The sequence below is a fragment of the Geopseudomonas sagittaria genome (assembly GCF_900115715.1).
Taxonomy (GTDB): Bacteria; Pseudomonadota; Gammaproteobacteria; order Pseudomonadales; family Pseudomonadaceae; genus Geopseudomonas; species Geopseudomonas sagittaria.
Genome location: NZ_FOXM01000008.1, coordinates 127,280 through 148,127, shown reverse-complemented (window position 1 = coordinate 148,127; position 20,848 = coordinate 127,280). Strand labels below are relative to the sequence as shown.

The window sequence follows — 20,848 nt, the reverse complement described above, 5'->3', positions numbered from 1 at the left end:
AGCGAATATCCATTGAGATGCCCCCAAGCATAGCGGCTGTCTTCAATGGAACCAACCGCCCGCGTCAAGGCGGGCGGCTGGTCGTGACTCAGCGCCGCTCGAGGGAGTAGACGAACGGCGCCACCACCTCCAGCTGGCCGTTGTGCAGCAGCTCGGGCGGCGGGGCGGGCAGCGGCTGGGCGCGGCGGATCATCTGCAGGGTGGCGCGGTCCAGCGCCGGGCTGCCGGAACGCTCGGCCAGCGCGAAGGAGCGCACCTGGCCGCGGCCGTCGACCACGAAGCGCAGCTTGACCACGCCCTGCTGGCCGCGGCGGCGCGCGTCCTCGGGGTAGCGCTTGTGGCGGTTGAGATGGGCGAGCAGGCGGCTCTGCCAGCTGGCCTTGGCCTGCGACGGCGCCGGGTTGCCGGTCTGCGGGCTCGGCCGGGCGGCCGGCTGGGCCGTCGGCGCGGGCACGCGGTCGCTGACCGGTGCCGTGCTGGGTGGCGTTTCCACCGGCGGCCGCGGCTTGGGCTCGACCTTGGCTTCTGGCTTCGGCGGTTGCGGCCGCGGCTTGGGTGGCGGCGGCAGGGCCAGTTTCGGCTTGGGCGCCTCGATCACTTTCGGTTGCGGCGGTGGTTCGGGGGCGCGCACCGGCTCGGGTGGCGGTGGCGGTGGCGGTGCGGGGGCGGCGGGCGGCGCCGGTGGCAGCTCGATGAGCATGGCCGGCGGCGGCAGTTCGAGCGGCGCGGCCTGCGGCTGCCAGTACAGCGACCACAGCGCCACGCCGACGTGCAGGCCGAGCACCAGCAGCAGGCTGATGGCCCAGCGCGGCAGGCTGCGGGCGAGACTCATGGCCGGCCGACCGTTTCCAGGCCGACCAGGCCGATCTTCAGGTAGCCGGCGCCGCGCAGCAGGTCCATCACCTCCATCAGGCGGGCGTAGTCGACCGCCTGGTCGCCGCGCACGAAGATGGTCTGCTCCTTGTCGCCGCCGGTCTGGCGGTCGAGGGTGGCGCCCAGCTGTTCGGCGGCCACCGCGTCGTTACCGAGGAACAGGCCGTGGTCTTCCTTGATGCTCAGGTACACCGGCTGCTCCGGGCGCGGCTGCGGCGTGGCGCTGGAGGCGGGCAGGTCGACCTTGACGTCGACGGTGGCCAGCGGCGCGGCGACCATGAAGATGATCAGCAGCACCAGCATCACGTCGATGAAGGGGGTGACGTTGATCTCGTGCGACTCCTGCAGGTCGTCACTGCCCTCGTTCATGTGCATGCCCATGCTTCAGCCCACCTTCGCCATGGGCGCGGCGCTGCGCGGGGCGGCGGTCGGCGGCTGGCGGTCGAGGTCGCGGCTGACCAGCAGCAGCACCTGGGCGGAGATATCGGCGACCTGCGCCTTGTAGCCGGCGATCGAGCGGGCGAACACGTTGTAGATCACCACCGCCGGGATCGCCGCGACCAAGCCGAGAGCGGTGGCCAGCAAGGCCTCGGCGATGCCGGGGGCGACCACCGCGAGGTTGGTGGTCTGCGACTCGGCGATGCCGATGAAACTGTTCATGATCCCCCACACGGTGCCGAACAGGCCGACGAAGGGCGAGACGGAGCCGATGGTGGCGAGCACCCCGGTGCCCACGCTCATCTGGCGTCCGCTGGCGGCGACCAGACGCTCGAGGCGGAAGCTGACGCGCTCCTTGATGCCCTCCTTCTCGACGAGGTTGGCCGACAGGCGCAGTTCGTCCTGGGCATCCTCGATCAACACGGCGCTGAAGCTGTGCTTGGCGTGGGCCAGCTCGGCGGCCTGGTCGAGGCTGCGCAGGCCCTTGAAGTCGGCCAGCTCGCCGCGCAGGCGGCGCCGCGCGCCGAGCAGTTCGAGGCCCTTGGCCAGCCAGATGGTCCAGGTGACCACCGAGGCCAGCAGCAGGCCGATCATCACCCCCTTCACCACCACGTCGGCGCCCTGGTACATGCCCCAGGGCGACAGGTCGTGGGCGGGGGCCGCCGCTGCGGCGCTGGCCGGCTGCGCCGGGTTGTCGGTCGCGGTGGGGCTGGGCTCGCTGGCCGCGGCTGGGCCGCTGGCCTGGGCGGCGGGGGCGCTGGCGGTCGCCAGGGGCGCTGCGGCGGCCGGTTCGACGGCGAGAACGGCGGGGGCCAGCAGCAGGCTGCCGAGCAGGACGGCGATGGCCGGCAGGTGCAGTGAGCGGGCAAGGCGCGGGGTTGGCTGGGCGAGGCAAGCGAGGGCTTTCATGCGGACCGGACCTGTAGGTGGCAAGCGGATAACGGGCGCCGCCAAGGCGGGCGCGCAAGAAACATGGCCGACATTATTGCAAATGTTTCTTGTTTGTAAATCATTCGTGTGTGTTTTCGCAGCGAGCGCCTGCCGGCGCATGTCTGCTGCGCGGCCGGCCGGCGGGGTATGCTGGGTCTTTTCGGAGGCGTGAGATGGCCGTATTTCCTTCCGTGGTGATCGCCGGGTGTGGCGATGTCGGCAGCCGGCTCGGCCGGCAGTTGCTGCAGGCCGGCTGGCAGGTGCATGGCCTGCGCCGCAACGTGGCCGCCCTGCCGAGCGGCTTGCTGGCGCTGCCCGCCGATCTGGCCGAAGTCGACTGCCCGGCGCAGTGGCCGGCGGCGGCGCCGGACTACCTGGTCTACTGCGCCACTCCGGGCAGCTCGGAGGAGAGCGCCTACCGCGCCACCTACGTCGACGGCCTGCGCCATCTGCTGGGCTGGCTGGAGCAGCGTGGCCAGCGCCCGCGGCGTCTGCTGTTCGTCTCCAGCACCGGGGTCTACGGCCAGCAGGACGGCGAATGGGTCGACGAGGCCTCGCCCTGCCAGCCGCAGGGCTACTCGGGACGCATCCTGCTGGAGGCCGAGGCGCTGGCGCTGCACAGTGGCATCCCGGCCAGCGTGGTGCGCCTGGCCGGCATCTACGGTCCCGGGCGGCGCTGGCTGCTCGGCCAGGTGCGCGCCGGCTACCGGGTGGCCAGCGCGCCGCCGCTGTACGGCAACCGCATCCATGCCGACGATGCCGCCGGCCTGCTGGCCTTTCTGCTGCAGGCCGATGCCCGTGGCGTGGCGCTGGAGCCGGTGTATCTGGGCGTCGACGACGAGCCGGCGGCGCTGCACGAGGTGGTGGAGTGGCTGCGCGGGCAAATGGGGGTCAGCCACTTGGCCGCCGAGTCGACGGTGCGCCGCGCCGGCAGCAAGCGTTGCCGCAACGCGCGCGCTCGCGCGCTGGGCTGGGTGCCGCGCTATCCGAGCTGGCGCGAGGGCTACGCGGCGCTGCTGGCCGACGGCGCGGAGGAGTAGCCGCGCGGCGCCCCGGCTGCGCCGCCGCTCAGTCGCGCTCCAGCAGCCAGGCGCGCGGACCGGGGCGGTACTGCGGGATGTCGGTGTGCAGGGCCTGGTTGTCCGCCTGGTAGATGCTCAGCTCGTCGCCGGCGAGCTGGAACAGCCACTCGCGGCCCTGCTGGCCGTTCTGCAGCCAGAGGATCTCGTGCTCCGCGCTGCGCTCGGCGCAGTCGCCGGCCAGGCACAGGGCATAGCGCTCGACCTCGGGCAGGCCCTCGACGCGGCCGTCCGGATGGAAGCGCACCAGGCCTTCGCGGCCGGTGCCCTCGCGGATTTCCCAGTCGCCACCGAGCAGGGCGGCATACAGACGCTGCTCGAAGGTCTGCCCGGGGAGGACTTCGCTTGCGGCAGCGGTGTCGGCATCGACAGCGACGAAGCGCTGTTCGGGGGCACTGGCGCTGGGCTGCTGGACCAGTTCGTCGCCGTCGAGGGCGAAGCGTTCCTGGAAGTCGCGGTGGAAGGTCACCTGCCACTGGGCCTCGCCCGCGCTCGCCAGGTGGCCTTCGCCGACGTCGACGCCATTGCTCGACCAGGCGGTGTGACGCTGCGGTGCGAAGCGCCACTCCAGGTTGGGGCCGTAGGCCAGCAGGGCTTCGCGCAGCTTGCCGCTGTCGGCGGCGGCGTCGATGGCGGGCTGGTTGATCCAGGTGCCGGCGATGTCTTTGGGGCCGCCGGCGCAGCCGCCGAGCAGGGCAGTACACAGCAGAAGGGGGAGGGCATGGCGCATGCGGGCGTCCTTTCCGGAGTCGGGCAGGGTGTTGCGGGTGGAGGCCGCCGCGCGGGCGCGCAGCGGCCGGGGCATCAGCCGAGGACCAGGATGCCGTCCATTTCCACCTGGGCGCCGCGCGGCAGGGCGGCCACGCCGATGGCGGCGCGCGCCGGGTACGGCTGCTGGAAGTAGCGGCCCATCACCTCGTTGACGGTGGCGAAGTTGCCCAGGTCGGTGAGGAAGATGTTCAGCTTGACGATGTCGGCCAGCGAGCCGCCGGCGGCTTCGCAGACCGCCTTGAGGTTCTCGAACACCTGCACGGCCTGGGCCTCGAAGCCCTCGACCAGCTGCATGCTGGCCGGATCCAGCGGGATCTGCCCGGACAGGTAGACGGTGTTGCCGGCCTTGATGGCCTGGGAGTAGGTGCCGATGGCCGCCGGGGCCTTGTCGCTGTTGATGACGCTCTTGCTCATGGGAGCTCCTTGCAGAGGGGGCGGAGACAGCGGCCATCGGCGGATGGCCGCTGCGGTGGGGTGCGGGAGGCGGCGCGCGCTGCAACTCAGGCGCGCAGACGGGTGATCCGGGTGACTCCCTTGATGGTGCGCAGGCGCTTGATCACCCGCGCCAGGTGCACACGGTCGTGCACGCTGACCACCAGCTGGACCACGCTGACGCGGCCGTCGCGCTCGTCCATGCTGATCTTCTCGATGTTGCCGTCGGCGCTGGCCACCGCGGTGGCCAGCAGGGCGATCAGGCCGCGCTGGTGCTCCAGCTCGACGCGCAGCTCGACGTTGAACTCGCCGCTGACGTCCTTGGCCCACGACAGCGGGATGCACTTGTCCGGGTTGTGGCGGAATTCGCTGATGTTGCGGCAGCTGTCGAGGTGGATGACCATGCCTTTGCCGGCCGACAGGTGGCCGACGATGGGGTCGCCGGGGATCGGCGTGCAGCACTTGGCGTAGCTGATCACCAGACCCTCGGTGCCGCGGATGGCCAGCGGACCGTCGTGGCCGTGGGCCTGTTCGCCGCCGTCGCGGCCGCTCTCGGCCAGCAGGCGGCGGGCCACCACGTAGGCCATGCGGTTGCCGAGGCCGATGTCCTCGAGCAGGTCGTCGAGCTGGGCCTGCTGGTATTCGCCGAGGACCTGGGCGATGCGCTCGGCGGCGATCTGCTCCAGATGGCTGTCGAAACCGGCCAGCGCCTTGTTGAGCAGGCGTTCGCCGAGGCTGACCGACTCCGAGCGGCGCTGCTGCTTGAGCGAGTGGCGGATGTGCGAGCGCGCCTTGCCGGTGACCACGAAGTTGAGCCAGGCCGGATTCGGCCGCGCGCCCGGCGCGGTGACGATCTCCACCGTCGCGCCGCTCTGCAGCGCTTCGGACAGCGGCGCCAGGCGGCGGTTGATGCGGCAGGCGATGCAGCTGTTGCCGACGTCGGTGTGCACCGCGTAGGCGAAGTCGACCGCCGTGGAGCCCTTGGGCAGCTCCATGATCCGCCCCTTGGGGGTGAACACGTAGACCTCGTCGGGGAACAGGTCGATCTTCACGCTCTCGATGAATTCGAGGGAGTTGCCCGCCCGCTGCTGCAGTTCGAGGATGCCCTTGACCCACTGGCGCGCGCGCGCATGGGTGCCGCGCGGGGCCTCGTCGTCGCTGGACTTGTACAGCCAGTGCGCGGCGATGCCGTTCTTGGCCAGCTCCTCCATCTCGCGGGTGCGGATCTGGATCTCGATGGGCACGCCGTGCATGCCGAACAGGGTGGTGTGCAGCGACTGGTAGCCGTTGGCCTTGGGGATCGCGATGTAGTCCTTGAAGCGGCCGGGAAACGGCTTGTACAGGCTGTGCACGGCGCCGAGCACGCGGTAGCAGGTGTCGACCTTGTCGACGGTGATGCGGAAGGCGTAGACGTCCATGATCTCGTTGAACGCCCGGCGCTTGCCGCGCATCTTCTGGTAGATGCTGTAGAGGTGCTTCTCGCGGCCGGTGACCACGCCTTCCAGGCCTTCCTGGGCCAGGCAGTTGACCAGCGATTCCTGGATCTTGCCGACGATCTCGCGACGGTTGCCGCGCGCCTTCTTCACCGCCTGGCGGATGCGTTCGGCGCGCATCGGGTACATGGCCTTGAAGCCGAGATCCTCGAACTCGGCGAACACGCTGTGCATGCCGAGGCGGTTGGCGATCGGTGCGTAGATCTCCAGGGTTTCCTTGGCGATGCGTCGGCGCTTCTCGCCGGCGAGCACCTCGAGGGTGCGCATGTTGTGCAGGCGGTCGGCGAGCTTGACCAGGATCACGCGGATGTCGCGGGCCATGGCCATGGCCATCTTCTGGAAGTTTTCCGCCTGCGCCTCGGCCTTGGTCTGGAAGTCCATCTGGGTCAGCTTGCTGACCCCGTCGACCAGTTCGGCGACGGTCTCGCCGAATTGCGCGCTGAGGGCATCCTTGGGGATGCCGGTGTCCTCGATGACGTCGTGCAGCATGGCGGCCATCAGGCTCTGATGGTCCATGTGCATGTCGGCGAGGATGCTGGCGACCGCCAGCGGATGGGTGACGTAGGGCTCGCCGCTGCGCCGGCGCTGGCCGTCGTGGGCCTGCTCGGCGTAGTAGTAGGCGCGGCGGACCAGATTGACCTGGTCCGCGGTGAGGTAGCTGCAGAGCCGGTCGGCGAGGGCGTCTATGCTGGGCAAAATATCACTCCAGACCGGTCAGGGCCGGTACTTCAGGCGCGCGACGTCGACCCGGCAATTCAGATCTCCTCGCTGTTGTTGTCCTCGAAGGCGGCAAACAGGGGAGTCTCCTCGACGATGTCCTCCTGCAGCACCACTTCGTTGTCGACCAGGCCTTCGGCGATTTCGCGCAGGGCGACCACGGTCGGCTTGTCGTTTTCCCAGGCCACTTTCGGCTCCTTGCCGCCGGTCGCCAGCTGGCGGGCGCGCTTGCTGGCGAGCATGACCAGTTCAAAACGGTTATCGACGTTGTCCAGGCAGTCTTCGACGGTGACGCGAGCCATGGTGTTCCTCGTGATTCAACGGCTGGGCCCGGCAATGCCGGGCGGATTGGATAGTCTAAAAAATCGCCAATGGTTAGGGAAGTACCGATTGCCGCGGCGTCTCAGCGCAGCAGGCCCTCGAGCAGCCCGGCATGGCGGCGCTGCTGGACGTGCTGGTGCAGCTGGCGGGCGCGGAAGATCGCCTTGAGGTCTTCCAGAGCATGGCTGAACTGGTCGTTGATTACCACATAGTCATATTCGACATAATGGCTCATCTCGCTGACCGCTTCGCGCATGCGCTGTTCGATGATCGCTTCGCTGTCCTGGCCGCGGTTGTTCAGGCGGTGGCGCAGGGCTTCCTGGGTGGGCGGCAGGATGAAGATCGACTGCGCCTGGGGCATCAGTCGGCGTACCTGCTGGGCGCCCTGCCAGTCGATCTCGAGGATCAGGTCGAGGCCGGCGGCGAGGGTCTGTTCGACCCAGCGCTGCGAGGTGCCGTAGAGGTTGCCGAACACCTCGGCGTGCTCGAGGAAGGCGTCCTCCTCGAGCATGGCGAGGAAGTCCTCGCGGGCGACGAAGTGGTAGTTCACCCCGTCGACCTCGCCCGGGCGCATGGCGCGGGTGGTGTGCGACACCGACACGCGGATCTGCTCGGTGCTGTCGAGCAGCGCCTTGACCAGGCTGGTCTTGCCGGCGCCGGAGGGCGCGGAAACGATGTAGAGGGTGCCGGGGGCGGCGCTCACGTGGAGTTCTGTCACTGCGAAATCACTCGATGTTCTGCACTTGTTCGCGCATTTGTTCGATCAGCACCTTGAGGTTGACCGCGGCCTGGGTGCTGCGCGTATCGAAGGCCTTGGAGCCCAGGGTGTTGGCTTCGCGGTTGAGTTCCTGCATCAGGAAGTCCAGCCGCCGGCCGGCGGCGCCGCCGGCCTTGAGCACCCGGCGCACTTCGCGCACATGGGTACTCAGACGATCCAGCTCCTCGGCCACGTCACTCTTCTGCGCCAGCAGGACCAGCTCCTGCTCCAGGCGCTGCGGGTCCAGTTCGACCTGCAGCTCGCGGCAGCGATCGACGATCTTCTGCCGCTGGGTGGCGAGCATCTGCGGGATCAGCCCGCGCAGGTTGTCGACTTCGGCAAGGATCGCCGCCAGGCGCTCTTCGAGCAGCGCGGCCAGCGCCGCGCCCTCGCGCTCCCGCCCGTTCTTCAGCTCGTCGAGGGCGCGTTCGAACAGCGCCAGCGCGGCGGCGTTGAGCGCCTGCGGGTCGGCGGCGTCGGCCACCAGCACGCCCGGCCAGGCGAGCACTTCCAGCGGATTGAGCGCGGCGGGTTGCTGGATCAGTGCGGCCACCGCCTCGGCGGCGGCGACCACCTGGGCGGCGCGCTCGCGGTCGATCTGCAGGGTCTTGCCGCTGCCTTCCTCGGCCAGGCGCAGGGTGCACTCGACCTTGCCGCGCGCCAGGGCCTGGCGCAGCGCTTCGCGCACGCTGCCTTCGAGGTCGCGGAAGGCTTCCGGCAGGCGCAGGTGCGGCTCCAGATAGCGGTGGTTGACCGAGCGCAGTTCCCAGCTCAGGGTGCCGTACGAGCCGGTGCTCTCGACCCGGGCAAAGGCGGTCATGCTGTGTACCATGGGCGGTCCTCGCAGTGGTAAGGGACGGGTGGCGCCCATGGACGCCGGGCAACTGGGCGCCAGTGTAACCCAGCCGTCGCGGCGCCCCAATCTGGCGGTGGTTCGCAATGCGCCGGGGCCTCTATAATGGAGCGCACTTCCCCCCCTCTCGACAGGACCTGCCGATGAATCGTCCCAGTGGCCGCACCGCCGACCAGATGCGCCCGATCCGTATCACCCGCCACTACACCAAGCATGCCGAGGGTTCGGTGCTGGTGGAGTTCGGCGACACCAAGGTGATCTGCACGGTGAGCGTCGAGGCCGGCGTGCCGCGCTTCCTCAAGGGGCAGGGTCAGGGCTGGCTGACCGCCGAGTACGGCATGCTGCCACGCGCCACCGGCTCGCGCACCCATCGCGAGGCGGTGCGCGGCAAGCAGGGCGGGCGCACCCTGGAGATCCAGCGCCTGATCGGCCGTTCGCTGCGCGCCGCGCTGGATCTGACCAAGCTGGGCGAGAACACCCTGTACATCGACTGCGACGTGATCCAGGCCGATGGCGGCACCCGCACCGCGTCGATCACCGGCGCCACCGTGGCGGTGATCGACGCCCTGGCGGCGCTGAAGAAGCGTGGCGCGCTGAAGCAGAACCCGCTCAAGCAGCTGGTCGCCGCGGTATCGGTGGGCATGTACCAGGGCCAGCCGGTGCTCGACCTCGACTATCTGGAAGACTCCGCCGCCGGCACCGATCTCAACGTGGTGATGACCGACGCCGGTGGCTTCATCGAGGTGCAGGGCACCGCCGAAGGCACGCCGTTCCAGCCCGAGGAGCTGAACGCCATGCTCGAGCTGGCGCGCAAGGGTATCGGCGAGCTGTTCGAGCTGCAGCGCGCGGCCCTCGACGCCCAGTAAGCTCGGCCGCACCACCCGCGGGTGCCGGCCGGCGCCCGCCCGCTCATCAGGAGGCAAGCCATGAGTGAACAGCCGCAGAGCGACGGGACGCTGCCCGAGCCGCCGCTGCCGGTGCCACCGCCCTCCGCCGAGGCGCGCAAGTGGGCGATGCTCTGCCACTACGCGGCCTTCGCCTGGTTCCTCGCGCCGATGGTCGGCAACGTCATCGGTCCGCTGGTGGTCTGGCAGCTCAAGCGCGAGGCGGATCCGTACATCGATGCCCAGGGCCGCGAAGCGCTGAACTTCCAGATCACCCTGAGTCTGGCGCTGATGGTCTGTGGCGTGCTGGCCTGGATCCTGATCGGCTTTCCGCTGATGGTGCTGGTCAGCGTGGTCGGCCTGGTGCTCACCGTGATCGGCGGCATCAAGGCCAACGAGGGCAAGCCCTGGCGCTATCCGTTCTGCATCCGCCTGCTCAGCTGAGCGCGGCGCTGCGCATAAAAAAGCCGACTCGAGAGTCGGCTTTTTTGTGTTCGTGCGTCGAGATCAGATGCTCAGCGTCCAGTCGTAGTCGACCACCAGCGGTGCGTGCTGGGAGAAGCGCGGCTGGCGTGGCAGCTGGGCGCTGCGCACGCAGCGGCGCAGGCCCGGGGTGAGCAGCTGGTAGTCGAAGCGGAAGCCAAGGTTGAGCATCTGCGCCTGCTCGGTATCCGGCCACCAGCTGTACTGGTCACCCTCGCGGCTGACCTCGCGCAGCGCGTCGACATAGCCGAGGTTGCCGAGCACCTCGTCCATCCACGCCCGCTCCGGGGCGAGGAAGCCCGGGGTCTGCTGGCAGTCGCGCCAGTTCTTCACGTCCAGCTTCTGGTGCGCCACATGCAGCGAGCTGCAGTAGATGTACTCGCGGCGCTTGCGGCGCTGCTTGTTCAGATAGCTGGTGAAGTCGTCCATGAACTTGAACTTGGCGTTCAGATCCTCGTCGCCCTTCTGCCCGCTGGGCATCAGCAGGCTGGCGATGCTGACCTTGTCGAAATCGGCCTGCAGGTAACGCCCGTAGCGGTCGGCCTGCTCGAAGCCGAGACCGAAGATCACCGCCTTGGGTTGCTGCCGCGAATAAATCGCTACCCCGCCCTGGCTGGGGATCTCGCCGTCGGCGGCGTACATGAAGTAGCCGTCCAGCTGCCAGGCCGGATCTTCCATGTCGTAGCTCGAGGCGCGGGTGTCCTGCAGGCAGATCACGTCGGCATTCTGACTCTGCAGCCAGCCGAGCAGACCGCGCTCGACGGCGGTCTGCATACCGTTCACGTTGACACTGACAATCCGCATAAATGGCCCCTGAAAAAACCTGTGTGTATGATACCCGAACCTCGGCTTTTTTTGCTAAATCGGGCATCCCATGCAGGCATATCAACGCGAATTCATCCGCTTCGCCATCGAGCGTGGCGTACTGCGCTTCGGCGAGTTCACCCTCAAGTCCGGGCGCACCAGCCCCTACTTCTTCAATGCCGGGCTGTTCAACAGCGGCCTGGCCCTCGCCCGTCTCGGCCGCTTCTACGCCGAGGCGGTGCAGGCCAGCGGTATCGACTTCGACGTGCTGTTCGGCCCGGCCTACAAGGGCATCCCGCTGGCCAGTGCCACCGCCATCGCCCTGGCCGAGCAGCATGGCCGCGACTTGCCCTGGTGCTTCAACCGCAAGGAAGCCAAGGAACATGGCGAGGGCGGCACCCTGGTGGGTGCGCCGTTGGTCGGACGGGCGCTGATCGTCGACGACGTGATCACCGCCGGCACGGCGATCCGCGAGGTGATGCAGATCATCCAGGCGCAGGGCGCGCAGGCCGCGGGCGTGCTGATCGCGCTGAACCGCGAGGAGCGTGGCCAGGGTGAACTTTCGGCGATCCAGGAAGTCGAGCGCGACTTTGGTATACCGGTGGTGAGCATTGTCTCGCTGAGCCAAGTGCTGGATTATCTCGCCGAGGATCAGGCGCTCAGGCAGCACCTGCCGGCAGTGGAAGCCTATCGCGCGCAGTATGGAATCTGATCGGCGCAAAAAGTTTTAGGCCGTATAACAACTATTAAAAAGAATTATTTTTCTGAATTGGCATACCAGTTCAAGGCCTGCCAGGTGGCCATGCGGAGCATGGTCACCCACCTCATAAGAATAATAGCGATTAAGCAGGGCAAGTCGGCCACGGCCGGGCTTCGCCTTTAATCCTAACTTTTTAAATAGTTGAACCTATGAGTGACAATAATCAAAACAGCTACCGTGATCGCCATAAGCCCAAAGAACAGTTTGCATCACGTGAAGAATATCTCGAACACGAATTGACCATCATGGCACCGCGGCGCTGGGCGGTGAACCTGCCGCTGCGCGACTATCGCTTCGAGCTGGAAGACTGGGTTCCGGCGATGGCGGCGACCATCGGCAAGATCGTCATGGTTGCCGCGGTGGTGGCTGCGTTCGCCGGGCCGCTAGGGCTGTCCAGCGAGTTCGTGATCGAAAACGCCCGCTTCGAGATGCTGATCGCCGCACTGCTGTTCGTGGTGCTGTTTTCCGGCGTGCTCAACCCGACTGCCAACCTGGCCGGCACCCATGGCCCACTGATTCCGCTGATTCCGCTGATCGTCGCTTCCGGTGGCCACCCGATGGCGCTGGGCATCATGGTCGGCGTGCTGGGCTTCGTGCTGGGGATTTCCAAGGGCGGCAGTCTGCTGGCGCGGCTGACCAGTGACGGGGTGTGCGGCGGCCTGCTGCTCTATCTCGGCTTCATTGGCGTAACTTCGCAGATCAAGAGTCTGTTTGCCTGGGCCACTGGCTTCGATATGGGCTACATCGCTTTCGTGATCGTGTTTGCCACCATCGTGATGTATGCCTATCTGGAACATATCCGCATGCGCTGGCTGGCGATTCCGCTGGGTTCGATCATGGCGGCGCTGATTGCCTTTGCCTTGGGCGCGCCGTTCGAATTCACCACCGAGCCGGGTATTCCCAATCTGAATCCGGCCTATTGGTGGGGTGAGGATACCGGCTGGAAACTGGGCCTGCCGGAATTCCAGCATTTCGTCGCCGTGGCGCCTTTTGCGGTACTGGCGGTGGCCATGTGGTCGCCGGACTTTCTCGGTCATCGGATCTTCCAGGAGCTGAACTATCCGGCCAAGGCCAAGAAGGTCCTGATGAACATCGACGACACCATGTGCATCGCCGCGGCGCGTCAGGCGGTCGGTACCGCGCTGGGCGGCGGCAACCTGACCTCGTCCTGGGGCACCTACATGGTGCCGGCGGCGATCGCCAAGCGGCCGATTCCGGCCGGCGCGATGCTCACCGGCCTGCTCTGCGTGATCGCCGCGCTGTGGGGCTACCCGATGGACCTGGCGATCTGGCCGCCGGTGCTCAGCGTGGCGCTGCTGGTCGGCGTGTTCCTGCCGCTGCTCGAAGCCGGCATGCAGATGACCCGCGAAGGCAAGACCTCGCAGTCGGCCGCCATCGTGATCTTCTCCTCGGCGCTGGTGAACCCGGTGTTCGGCTGGTCGCTGACCATGCTGCTCGACAACCTCGGCCTGATCGGCGACAAGGAGCGCGGCCAGGGCCTGGGCCATCGCGATCGCTGGATCATCCCGGGCGTGGTGTTCCTCGTCCTCTGCGGGGTGATGGCGGCGATCGGCATGTTCCCGGGCATCCCGGCGCTGCTGGAGTCGTTCCGCGCGCTGCACTGATGAGCGGCTGAGCCGGGCAGGGAGGGGGAGCTTCGGGCTCCCCTTTCCGTTTCCGGGGGGCTGCCCCGGTTTGTGCGGGTTAGCGCGGCGGGCGAGGCCCCCCGGAAAGTGTGCACCGGGTAGGCTGCGTGCGGCAGGATTCCTGCGACCAGCAGGGGCGTGCGCGGGCTCCGGGCAGACGCGCGGCGCCGGCGCTTCAACAAGTGGCTCGGCAGGCCGGCTGACACCCCGTAAACTCTAGCGTCCCGCCACTCCCGGCTGCCCGCGCTTCGCCCGGCAGGGGCGGGGAGCTGTCCGCACAAGTCCAAGCTACAAGGAGCTGATCAATGCCGATGGGGAAACAGGTCCTGCTGCTGTTGGCGTTGCTGGGCGCGTCAACGGCGCAGGCCGAGTTGTATCGCTACGTGAGCCAGCACGGCGTCGTGGTGCTGGATAGTCAGGGCGTGCCTCCGGAGTACGTCGAGCGTGGCTACGAGGTGCTCGACGCGGATGGCCGGGTGCTGCGCGTGGTGGCGCCGGCGCCGACCGCCGAGGAGCTGCGCCAGCGGGCCGAGGCGCAGCGTCAGGCCGAGGCCGATGCGCAGTTGCTCAGGCGCTATGCCAGCATCGCCGATCTCGAGCAGGCCCGTCGGCAGCGCTTGCGCGACCTGGACGCCCTGCTGGCGGCGGCTCAGGCCAACCTGCAGGGCGTGCAGGGGCAGGTGCGCGCGCTGGAGCGCCAGGCGGCGGAACGCCAGCGCGCCGGCCAGGCGGTGCAGCCCGGGCTGCTGGAGCAGTTGGAGAGCATGGCGGGCGAGCAGCGTCGGGTCGAGGCCGGCCTGCAGCGCCTGCAGGCGCAGCGCGCGGCGCAGGAGGCGGAGTTCGCCGCCGATCGCGCGCGCCTGGCAAGACTGGTCGGCCGGGAGGGCTGAGCGCGCCCCCGGGCGCCAGCGCGCCGGGAACAGGCCGCGGCGTGCCGGTCAGCCCCTCAGCCCCGGCGGGCGTCGGTGACTCCCGCAGCACGCCGGCGCGCTGCCGATCCGCTCAGCGCGACGGCGCGTTGGTGATCAGCGTGCCGACGCCGCTGTCGGTGAAGATCTCCAGCAGCACGGCATTGGGCACGCGGCCGTCGATGATGTGCGCGCTGTTGACCCCGCCCTGCACCGCCTCGAGGGCGCAGCGGATCTTCGGCAGCATGCCGCCGTAGATGGTGCCGTCGGCGATCAGGCCGTCGACCTGCTCGGTGGACAGCCCGGTCAACACGTTGCCCTGCTTGTCGAGCAGGCCGGCGGTGTTGGTCAGCAGCATCAGCTTCTCGCACTTGAGCGCTTCGGCCACCTTGCCGGCCACCAGGTCGGCGTTGATGTTGTACGACTCGCCGTCCTCGCCCACGCCGATCGGCGCGATCACCGGGATGAAGTCGCCGGCCACCAGCATGTTGATCAGTTCAACGTTGACGCCGACCACCTCGCCGACGTGGCCGATGTCGATGATCTCCGGCTGGGTCATCTCCGGCGTCTGGCGGGTCACCTTGAGCTTCCTGGCGCGGATCAGCCCGGCGTCCTTGCCGGTCAGGCCGATGGCGCTGCCGCCATGCTGGTTGATCAGGTTGACGATGTCCTTGTTGACCTGGCCGCCGAGGACCATCTCCACCACGTCCATGGTCTGCGCGTCGGTGACGCGCATGCCGTCGACGAAGTGGCTTTCGATCGACAGGCGCTTGAGCAGGTCGCCGATCTGCGGGCCGCCGCCGTGCACCACCACCGGGTTGATGCCGACCGCCTTCATCAGCACGATGTCGCGGGCGAAGCTGGTCTTCAGCTCGTCGCTTTCCATGGCGTTGCCGCCATACTTGACCACCAGGGTCTTGCCGCTGAAGCGGCGGATGTAGGGCAGGGCTTCGGAGAGGACCTTGGCTACCTGTTCGGCAGCTTCACGATTGAGAGGCATGCTGGGCTCCAGTGAGATCAGAAAGGCAGTTCCAGGTCAGGGGCCACGGCCTTGAGCTGGGCGTGGAAGACCTGCTGGATCCGCGAGAGTTCCTCGGCGCTGTCGGCCTCGAAGCGCAGCACCAGCACCGGGGTGGTGTTGGAGGCGCGCACCAGGCCCCAGCCGTTGGGGTAGTCGACGCGTACGCCGTCGAGGGTGAACAGGTTGGCGGCGCCCCACTGCGCGTCGTGCTGCAGGGCCTCGATCAGGGCGAACTTGCGCTCGTCGCCGACCGTGATGTTGATTTCCGGGGTCGACAGCGCGACCGGGAAGTCGGCGAACACCTCGGCGGCGCTGCGGTTCTCCAGGCTGAGGATCTCCAGCAGGCGCACGGCGCTGTAGATGCCGTCGTCGAAGCCGTACCAGCGCTCCTTGAAGAAGATGTGCCCGCTCATCTCGCCGGCCAGCAGGGCGCCGGTCTCCTTCATCTTCGCCTTGATCAGCGAGTGGCCGGTCTTCCACATCAGCGGGCGGCCGCCGTAGCCGCTGATCAGGCCGGCCAGGCCGCGGGTGCACTTGACGTCGAAGATCACGTCGGCACCGGGGTTGCGGCTCAGCACGTCGCGGGCGAACAGCATTAGCAGGCGGTCGGGGTAGATCATCTCGCCGGCGTTGGTCACCACGCCGACGCGGTCGCCGTCGCCGTCGAAGGCCAGGCCGAGGTCGGCGCCGGTTTCGGCGACCTTGGCGATCAGGTCCTTGAGGTTCTCCGGCTTGCCCGGGTCCGGGTGGTGGTTGGGGAAGGTGCCGTCGACGTCGCAGAACAGCGGGATCACCTCGCAGCCGAGCGCTTCGATCAGCTGCGGGGCGTTGACCCCGGCCACGCCGTTGCCGCAGTCGACCACCACCTTGAGCGGACGGGCCAGCACCACGTCGTCGACGATGCGCTGGTGGTACTGCTCGAGCACCTCGGTCTGTACCAGGCTGCCGTTGCCGCTGGCCAGATCGTGGTTCTCCAGGCGCTGGTAGAGGGCCTGGATGCGCTCGTTGGCCAGGGTGTGGCCGGCGATGACGATCTTGAAGCCGTTGTAGTCCGGCGGATTGTGGCTGCCGGTGACCATCACCCCGCTGCTGGCGCCGAGCACGTTGGTGGCGAAGTACAGCACCGGGGTCGGCACCATGCCGACGTCGGTGACGTTGCAGCCGCTCTCGCGCAGGCCGCGGATCAGCGCTTCGGCCAGCTCCGGGCCGGACAGCCGGCCGTCGCGGCCGACCACCACCCCGGGTTCGCCGCAGGCGAGGCTTTCCGAGCCGATGGCGCGGCCGATCCAGTAGGCGGTGTCGGCGGTCAGGCTGTCGCCGACCACGCCGCGGATGTCGTAGGCGCGGAAGATCCCGGCCGGCAGGCGCGGGGCATTGGTGCTGTTCATTGGGGCAGAGTGCTCCATGCTGGGGAGGGACGGGCTCAGGTCATTGTCGAGCAGGTCGAATACGTCCGCCATGTGCGGGTCGATGCGCGTGGCGGGGTGGTCGGCGGCGGCAGGAGGTGAGACCTCCGCCGCGGCGGTCGGTTCGCCCGCCAGGCCGCTGCGAACGGGTCGCGCGCGCTCGGCGTGCGCCGGCGCGCTGGCGCGTGGCGGGCGCAGGTCGCGTTCCGCGGTCGCGTGCTCGCCGCCATGAGGTTGCCGTTGCTGGCGGCGCTGCAGGGCGGTGCCGCCGAGGCCGCCGCCGAGCACCAGCAGGCCGGCCAGCAGGCCCTGCCAGAGGGCGAGGCTGGCCGGTTGCACGGTCGCTGCGGGGCGCAGGCCGAGCTGCCAGTGCGGGTGCGTGCTGGGCCAGAGCTGCTGGGGGCCGTCGCCGTTGCCGCGTTGCAGCAGCACCTGCGCCGGGCTGCCGGGGAAGCGCTGGAGCAGTTGCCATTCGCCGGCTTGCGGCAACGCCGGCAGGTCGGCGAGCAGCGCAGCTAGGTCGCTGACCAGCAGCAGGGTGCCCTGCACGCTGCCGTCGGCGGCGGGGATGGCGATGGCGCTGTACAGCAGCCAGCGCGAGCCGATGCGATAGGCCTCGACCGGCGGTGGCGGGCCCTGCTCGGCGCGGCGCAGCAGGTCGAGGGCGGCAAAGTTCAGCGGCGCGGCGCGGGTCTCGTCGAGCTGCGCCGTGCCGCGCAGGTTGAGCTGCGCGTCGACCAGCTCGCGGCGGTGCACCAGCAGGTGGGCGACGGCCTGGGCGCGCTGCTCGGCATCACCGGCAAGCGCGGCGTGCAGCTCGGGATTGCGGGCTGCGCTCTGCGTATCGCGGGCCAGGCGCTGCAGCCCCTGCTGCAGCGCCGCCAACTGGCCGGCGGCCCAGGCGTCCTGCAGCTGCCGGCGGTTCTCGCCAGCGGCCTGCTGTTCGGCGTGCCAGAGCAGGCCGCCACCGGCCAGCAGGCCGAGCAGGCTGCCGGCGGCAATCGGCAGCAGGCGGGTGCGCAGGGAGGGGATCGACTTCATGCGGAGCTCGCGGCGAATGGGGGAGGGTCAGTGCTGGCCCGTGTGGCCGAAGCCGCCGCTGCCGCGCAGGCTGTCGTCGAACTGCTCGACCAGCTCGAAGCGCGCCTGTACCACCGGCACCAGCACCAGCTGGGCGAGGCGCTCGCCGACGGTGATGGTGAAGGCGTTCTGGCCGCGGTTCCAGCAGGACACCATCAGCTCGCCCTGGTAGTCGGAGTCGATCAGGCCGACCAGATTGCCGAGGACGATGCCGTGTTTGTGGCCGAGGCCCGAGCGCGGCAGGATCAGCGCGGCCAGCCCTGGATCGGCGACGTGGATGGCCAGGCCGGTGGGGATCAGCACGGTCTGCCCGGGCTCCAGGGTCAGCTCCTCCTGCAGCATGGCGCGCAGGTCGAGGCCGGCGGAGCCGGGGGTGGCGTATTCGGGCAGCGGGAAGTCGCGGCCCAGGCGCGGATCGAGAATCCTGGCTTGCAGTGTGTGCATCGAGGGTCAGTTCCGGTGGTAGCGTTCGGCGATGAAGGCGATGAGTTGGCGGGCGATCTTGCCCTTGCTGGTCTGGGCGAAACTATTCTGCGTGAGCTGGCGATCGATGACGGTGAGCGCGTTCTCTTCGCTGTTGAAGCCGATCTGCGGGTTGGCCACGTCGTTGGCGACGATCAGGTCGAGGTTCTTGGCGCGCAGCTTGCCAGCGGCGTAGTCGAGCAGGTTCTCGGTCTCGGCGGCGAAGCCGACGCTGAACGGACGGTCGGCCCGCGTGGCCAGGGTGGCGAGGATGTCCGGGTTGCGCACCATGCGCAACTGCAGGCCGTCGTCGCTGCCCGGGTCCTTCTTCATCTTCTGCGTGGCGATCACTTCCGGGCGGTAGTCGGCCACCGCCGCGGCGGCGATCAGCAGGTCGCAGGGCATCGCCGCCTCGCAGGCAGCGAGCATGTCGCGGGCGCTGACCACGTCGACTCGGCTGACCCGCTGCGGGGTCGGCAGGTGCACCGGGCCGCTGACCAGGGTCACCACGGCGCCGGCCTCGGCGGCCGCCTCGGCGAGGGCGAAGCCCATCTTGCCCGAGCTGTGGTTGGTGATGTAGCGCACCGGGTCGATGGCTTCCTGGGTGGGGCCGGCGGTGATCAGCACCCGGCAGCCGGTGAGCAGGCCGCGCTCGAAGCAGTCGGCGGCGCGCTGGGCGAGTTCCTCGGCCTCGAGCATGCGCCCGGGGCCGACGTCGCCGCAGGCCTGGCTGCCGGCGGCCGGGCCGAACAGGCGCAGGCCGCGCTGGGCGAGCAGTTCGGCGTTGGCCTGGGTGGCCGGATCGCGCCACATCGCCTGGTTCATCGCCGGGGCCAGCGCCACCGGGGCGTCGGTGGCCAGCACCAGGGTGGTCAGCAGGTCGTCGGCGCTGCCCTGGGCCAGGCGCGCCATCAGGTCGGCGGTGGCCGGGGCGATCAGCACCAGATCGGCCCAGCGCGCCAGCTCGATGTGGCCCATGGCGGCCTCGGCGGCCGGGTCGAGCAGGTCGTGGTGCACCGGGTTGCCGGACAGCGCCTGCAGGGTCAGCGGGGTGATGAACTCGCGGGCGGCGCGGGTCATCACCACGTGCACCTCGGCGCCCTGGTCGCGCAGGCGGCGGACCAGTTCGGCGCTCTTGTAGGCGGCGATGCCGCCACCGACACCCAGGACGATGCGTTTACGCTGCAGCCGTTGCATGAACCTGCCTTTTTATTCTGTGAACGGGAATGGATTGCCCGGCACTGCGAACAGGGTCACAACGGACGGCGCCGGGTGGCAAAACAGGGCGGCTAAGATAGCACAGCGCCCGGCGTGCGGCAGCGCGCCGCGCGGTCCGCGCGGATGAAGGGCAGCGGCGTGCCATGGGGGCGCGCGACAGCCAGACAGGGAGGTTGACCATGAGCATTCGCGACTGGCCGGAACACGAACGGCCGCGGGAGAAACTGCTGGCCCAGGGCGCTGCGGCGCTGAGCGATGCCGAGCTGCTGGCGATCTTCCTGCGCACCGGGGTGGCCGGGCGCAGCGCGGTGGATCTGGCGCGTCATCTGCTCGGCGAGTTCGGCGGTCTGCGCCAGCTGCTGGAAGCCGAGCTGGAGGGCTTCAGCGCCCACCTGGGCCTGGGCCCGGCCAAGTACGCCCAGCTGCAGGCGGTGCTGGAGATGGGCCGCCGCCACCTGGCGGCGCAGATCCGCCGCGACTCGGCGCTGGAGAGCCCGCAGGCGGTGCGCGACTACCTCAAGGCGCGCCTGCGCCACGAGCCGCACGAGGTGTTCGCCTGCCTGTTCCTCGACACCCGCCACCGCGTGCTGGCCTTCGAGGTGCTGTTCCAGGGCTCGATCGACGGCGCCAGCGTCTACCCGCGCCAGGTGGTCAAGCGCGCCCTGGCGCACAATGCCGCGGCGCTGATCCTCACCCACAACCATCCGTCGGGGGTGGCCGAGCCCAGCCAGGCCGACCGCCAGCTGACCCAGAAGCTCAAGGAGGCGCTGGCGCTGGTCGAGGTGCGCGTGCTCGATCACTTCGTGGTCGGCGATGGCGAGCCGGTGTCGCTCGCCGAATACGGCTGGATCTGACAAACTGTGCGGTCTGTGTTGTTCCCCTGCCGATGGTCGGGTCCGCGGCGTGCGTCTTGCGACTGCGGCGGCTTTCTGCTATAAAACTGCGCTCTTTTCTGGGGCCCGGCTTTTCAGCCCGATGGCACGGTCGGTAAGACCCCGATAGAAAGTTAAATTCATAGCGATTCAAGCGGCCAACCCATGCCGGGTTGGGCATGTGGTTAAGAGGGCTGAGGTATGTCGAGAGTCTGTCAAGTGACCGGTAAGGGTCCGGTTACCGGGAACAAAATTTCCCACGCGAACAACAAAACCCGTCGTCGCTTCCTGCCGAACCTGCAGCACCATCGTTTCTGGGTCGAGTCCGAGAAGCGTTTCGTGCGTCTGCGCGTATCGGCCAAGGGCATGCGTATCATCGACAAGCGCGGCATCGACGCCGTGCTGGCTGAGCTGCGCACCCGCGGCGAAAAATTCTAAGGAGCACAATCATGCGTGATCTGATCCGTCTGGTGTCCAGCGCCGGTACCGGCCACTTCTACACCACCGACAAGAACAAGCGCACCAAGCCTGAGAAGATCGAGATCAAGAAGTACGATCCGGTCGTTCGCAAGCACGTGATCTACAAGGAAGCCAAGATCAAGTAATTGATCCGGCCCTTGAAGAAAAAACCCGCCCCTCG

Annotated in this window: 23 protein-coding genes; 9 read left to right on the top strand and 14 right to left on the bottom strand. The window is 68.6% G+C overall.

Features of this window, described 5'->3' with window-relative positions:
* Positions 1–88 precede the first annotated feature (88 nt).
* Genes BM297_RS11790 through exbB form a run of 3 tightly spaced genes read right to left on the bottom strand, consistent with a single transcriptional unit; the run spans position 89 to position 2,220 of the window.
* On the bottom strand, positions 89–832 hold the full coding sequence (locus BM297_RS11790) for an energy transducer TonB (protein ID WP_092431706.1): 744 nt from the start codon (positions 830–832) through the stop codon (positions 89–91).
* Positions 829–1,254 carry a TonB system transport protein ExbD gene (gene exbD / locus BM297_RS11785; RefSeq protein WP_092431704.1) on the bottom strand — a complete coding sequence of 142 codons (426 nt, stop codon included), beginning with the start codon at positions 1,252–1,254 and terminating at the stop codon, positions 829–831. The genes BM297_RS11790 and exbD overlap by 4 nt, the downstream gene beginning before the upstream one ends.
* A gap of 3 nt (positions 1,255–1,257) precedes the next feature.
* Complete coding sequence (exbB, locus tag BM297_RS11780) at positions 1,258–2,220, bottom strand: tonB-system energizer ExbB (protein WP_092431702.1); 963 nt, start codon at positions 2,218–2,220, stop codon at positions 1,258–1,260.
* A gap of 194 nt (positions 2,221–2,414) precedes the next feature.
* Here exbB and BM297_RS11775 point away from each other — a divergent pair, with 194 nt between their 5' ends.
* Entirely contained in the window at positions 2,415–3,281 is an 867-nt protein-coding gene (locus BM297_RS11775; protein ID WP_092431699.1) for an SDR family oxidoreductase, read from the top strand.
* 28 nt (positions 3,282–3,309) lie between these two features.
* Here the strand turns inward: BM297_RS11775 and BM297_RS11770 are convergent, their stop codons facing one another.
* The 6 genes from BM297_RS11770 to BM297_RS11745 all read right to left on the bottom strand — a co-directional run bounded on the left by BM297_RS11770 (position 3,310) and on the right by BM297_RS11745 (position 8,643).
* A complete protein-coding gene (locus tag BM297_RS11770; RefSeq protein WP_092431815.1) occupies positions 3,310–4,050 on the bottom strand; it encodes a hypothetical protein in 741 nt (246 codons plus the stop codon).
* 74 nt (positions 4,051–4,124) lie between these two features.
* Positions 4,125–4,505, bottom strand: coding sequence for a RidA family protein (locus BM297_RS11765; RefSeq protein WP_092431697.1), 381 nt, complete (start codon positions 4,503–4,505; stop codon positions 4,125–4,127).
* 86 nt (positions 4,506–4,591) lie between these two features.
* Positions 4,592–6,712 carry a bifunctional GTP diphosphokinase/guanosine-3',5'-bis pyrophosphate 3'-pyrophosphohydrolase gene (gene spoT, locus BM297_RS11760; protein WP_092431695.1) on the bottom strand — a complete coding sequence of 707 codons (2,121 nt, stop codon included), beginning with the start codon at positions 6,710–6,712 and terminating at the stop codon, positions 4,592–4,594.
* A 59-nt stretch (positions 6,713–6,771) separates the two neighbouring features.
* On the bottom strand, positions 6,772–7,035 hold the full coding sequence (gene rpoZ / locus BM297_RS11755) for a DNA-directed RNA polymerase subunit omega (protein WP_090312862.1): 264 nt from the start codon (positions 7,033–7,035) through the stop codon (positions 6,772–6,774).
* Between the two features lie 101 nt (positions 7,036–7,136).
* Positions 7,137–7,757: a guanylate kinase gene (gene gmk / locus BM297_RS11750; RefSeq protein WP_092431693.1), complete on the bottom strand. Its 621-nt coding sequence runs from the start codon at positions 7,755–7,757 to the stop codon at positions 7,137–7,139.
* A gap of 22 nt (positions 7,758–7,779) precedes the next feature.
* Complete coding sequence (locus BM297_RS11745) at positions 7,780–8,643, bottom strand: YicC/YloC family endoribonuclease (protein WP_092431691.1); 864 nt, start codon at positions 8,641–8,643, stop codon at positions 7,780–7,782.
* Positions 8,644–8,807: 164 nt separating this feature from the next.
* Here BM297_RS11745 and rph point away from each other — a divergent pair, with 164 nt between their 5' ends.
* Together rph and BM297_RS11735 are read left to right on the top strand one after the other, a co-directional pair.
* A complete protein-coding gene (gene rph, locus BM297_RS11740; protein WP_092431689.1) occupies positions 8,808–9,530 on the top strand; it encodes a ribonuclease PH in 723 nt (240 codons plus the stop codon).
* Between the two features lie 60 nt (positions 9,531–9,590).
* Complete coding sequence (locus BM297_RS11735) at positions 9,591–9,992, top strand: DUF4870 domain-containing protein (RefSeq protein WP_092431686.1); 402 nt, start codon at positions 9,591–9,593, stop codon at positions 9,990–9,992.
* 63 nt (positions 9,993–10,055) lie between these two features.
* Here the strand turns inward: BM297_RS11735 and BM297_RS11730 are convergent, their stop codons facing one another.
* Positions 10,056–10,835, bottom strand: coding sequence for an exodeoxyribonuclease III (locus BM297_RS11730; RefSeq protein ID WP_092431684.1), 780 nt, complete (start codon positions 10,833–10,835; stop codon positions 10,056–10,058).
* Between the two features lie 70 nt (positions 10,836–10,905).
* On the opposite strand from BM297_RS11730, the gene pyrE reads away from it, so the two are divergent.
* The 3 genes from pyrE to BM297_RS11715 all read left to right on the top strand — a co-directional run bounded on the left by pyrE (position 10,906) and on the right by BM297_RS11715 (position 14,131).
* Entirely contained in the window at positions 10,906–11,547 is a 642-nt protein-coding gene (gene pyrE, locus BM297_RS11725; protein WP_092431682.1) for an orotate phosphoribosyltransferase, read from the top strand.
* A gap of 197 nt (positions 11,548–11,744) precedes the next feature.
* On the top strand, positions 11,745–13,220 hold the full coding sequence (locus BM297_RS11720) for a DUF3360 family protein (protein WP_092431680.1): 1,476 nt from the start codon (positions 11,745–11,747) through the stop codon (positions 13,218–13,220).
* 326 nt (positions 13,221–13,546) lie between these two features.
* Positions 13,547–14,131: a DUF4124 domain-containing protein gene (locus tag BM297_RS11715; protein ID WP_092431679.1), complete on the top strand. Its 585-nt coding sequence runs from the start codon at positions 13,547–13,549 to the stop codon at positions 14,129–14,131.
* 112 nt (positions 14,132–14,243) lie between these two features.
* Here the strand turns inward: BM297_RS11715 and argB are convergent, their stop codons facing one another.
* From argB to coaBC, 4 genes are all read right to left on the bottom strand, one after another.
* Positions 14,244–15,149, bottom strand: coding sequence for an acetylglutamate kinase (gene argB / locus BM297_RS11710; RefSeq protein WP_092431677.1), 906 nt, complete (start codon positions 15,147–15,149; stop codon positions 14,244–14,246).
* A 17-nt stretch (positions 15,150–15,166) separates the two neighbouring features.
* Positions 15,167–16,558, bottom strand: a complete 1,392-nt coding sequence (locus tag BM297_RS21990) for a phosphomannomutase/phosphoglucomutase (protein WP_217648261.1) — start codon at positions 16,556–16,558, stop codon at positions 15,167–15,169.
* A 1,086-nt stretch (positions 16,559–17,644) separates the two neighbouring features.
* Positions 17,645–18,100 carry a dUTP diphosphatase gene (dut, locus tag BM297_RS11700; RefSeq protein WP_092431673.1) on the bottom strand — a complete coding sequence of 152 codons (456 nt, stop codon included), beginning with the start codon at positions 18,098–18,100 and terminating at the stop codon, positions 17,645–17,647.
* A gap of 6 nt (positions 18,101–18,106) precedes the next feature.
* Positions 18,107–19,315: a bifunctional phosphopantothenoylcysteine decarboxylase/phosphopantothenate--cysteine ligase CoaBC gene (gene coaBC / locus BM297_RS11695; protein ID WP_092431671.1), complete on the bottom strand. Its 1,209-nt coding sequence runs from the start codon at positions 19,313–19,315 to the stop codon at positions 18,107–18,109.
* Between the two features lie 200 nt (positions 19,316–19,515).
* Between coaBC and radC the strand changes: the two genes are divergently transcribed.
* The 3 genes from radC to rpmG all read left to right on the top strand — a co-directional run bounded on the left by radC (position 19,516) and on the right by rpmG (position 20,813).
* Positions 19,516–20,190 (top strand): RadC family protein, encoded by a 675-nt coding sequence (gene radC / locus BM297_RS11690; RefSeq protein ID WP_092431668.1) that lies wholly within the window; start codon positions 19,516–19,518, stop codon positions 20,188–20,190.
* Between the two features lie 219 nt (positions 20,191–20,409).
* Positions 20,410–20,646 (top strand): 50S ribosomal protein L28, encoded by a 237-nt coding sequence (gene rpmB, locus BM297_RS11685; RefSeq protein ID WP_090312848.1) that lies wholly within the window; start codon positions 20,410–20,412, stop codon positions 20,644–20,646.
* An 11-nt stretch (positions 20,647–20,657) separates the two neighbouring features.
* On the top strand, positions 20,658–20,813 hold the full coding sequence (gene rpmG / locus BM297_RS11680; protein ID WP_090312847.1) for a 50S ribosomal protein L33: 156 nt from the start codon (positions 20,658–20,660) through the stop codon (positions 20,811–20,813).
* Positions 20,814–20,848 lie beyond the last annotated feature (35 nt).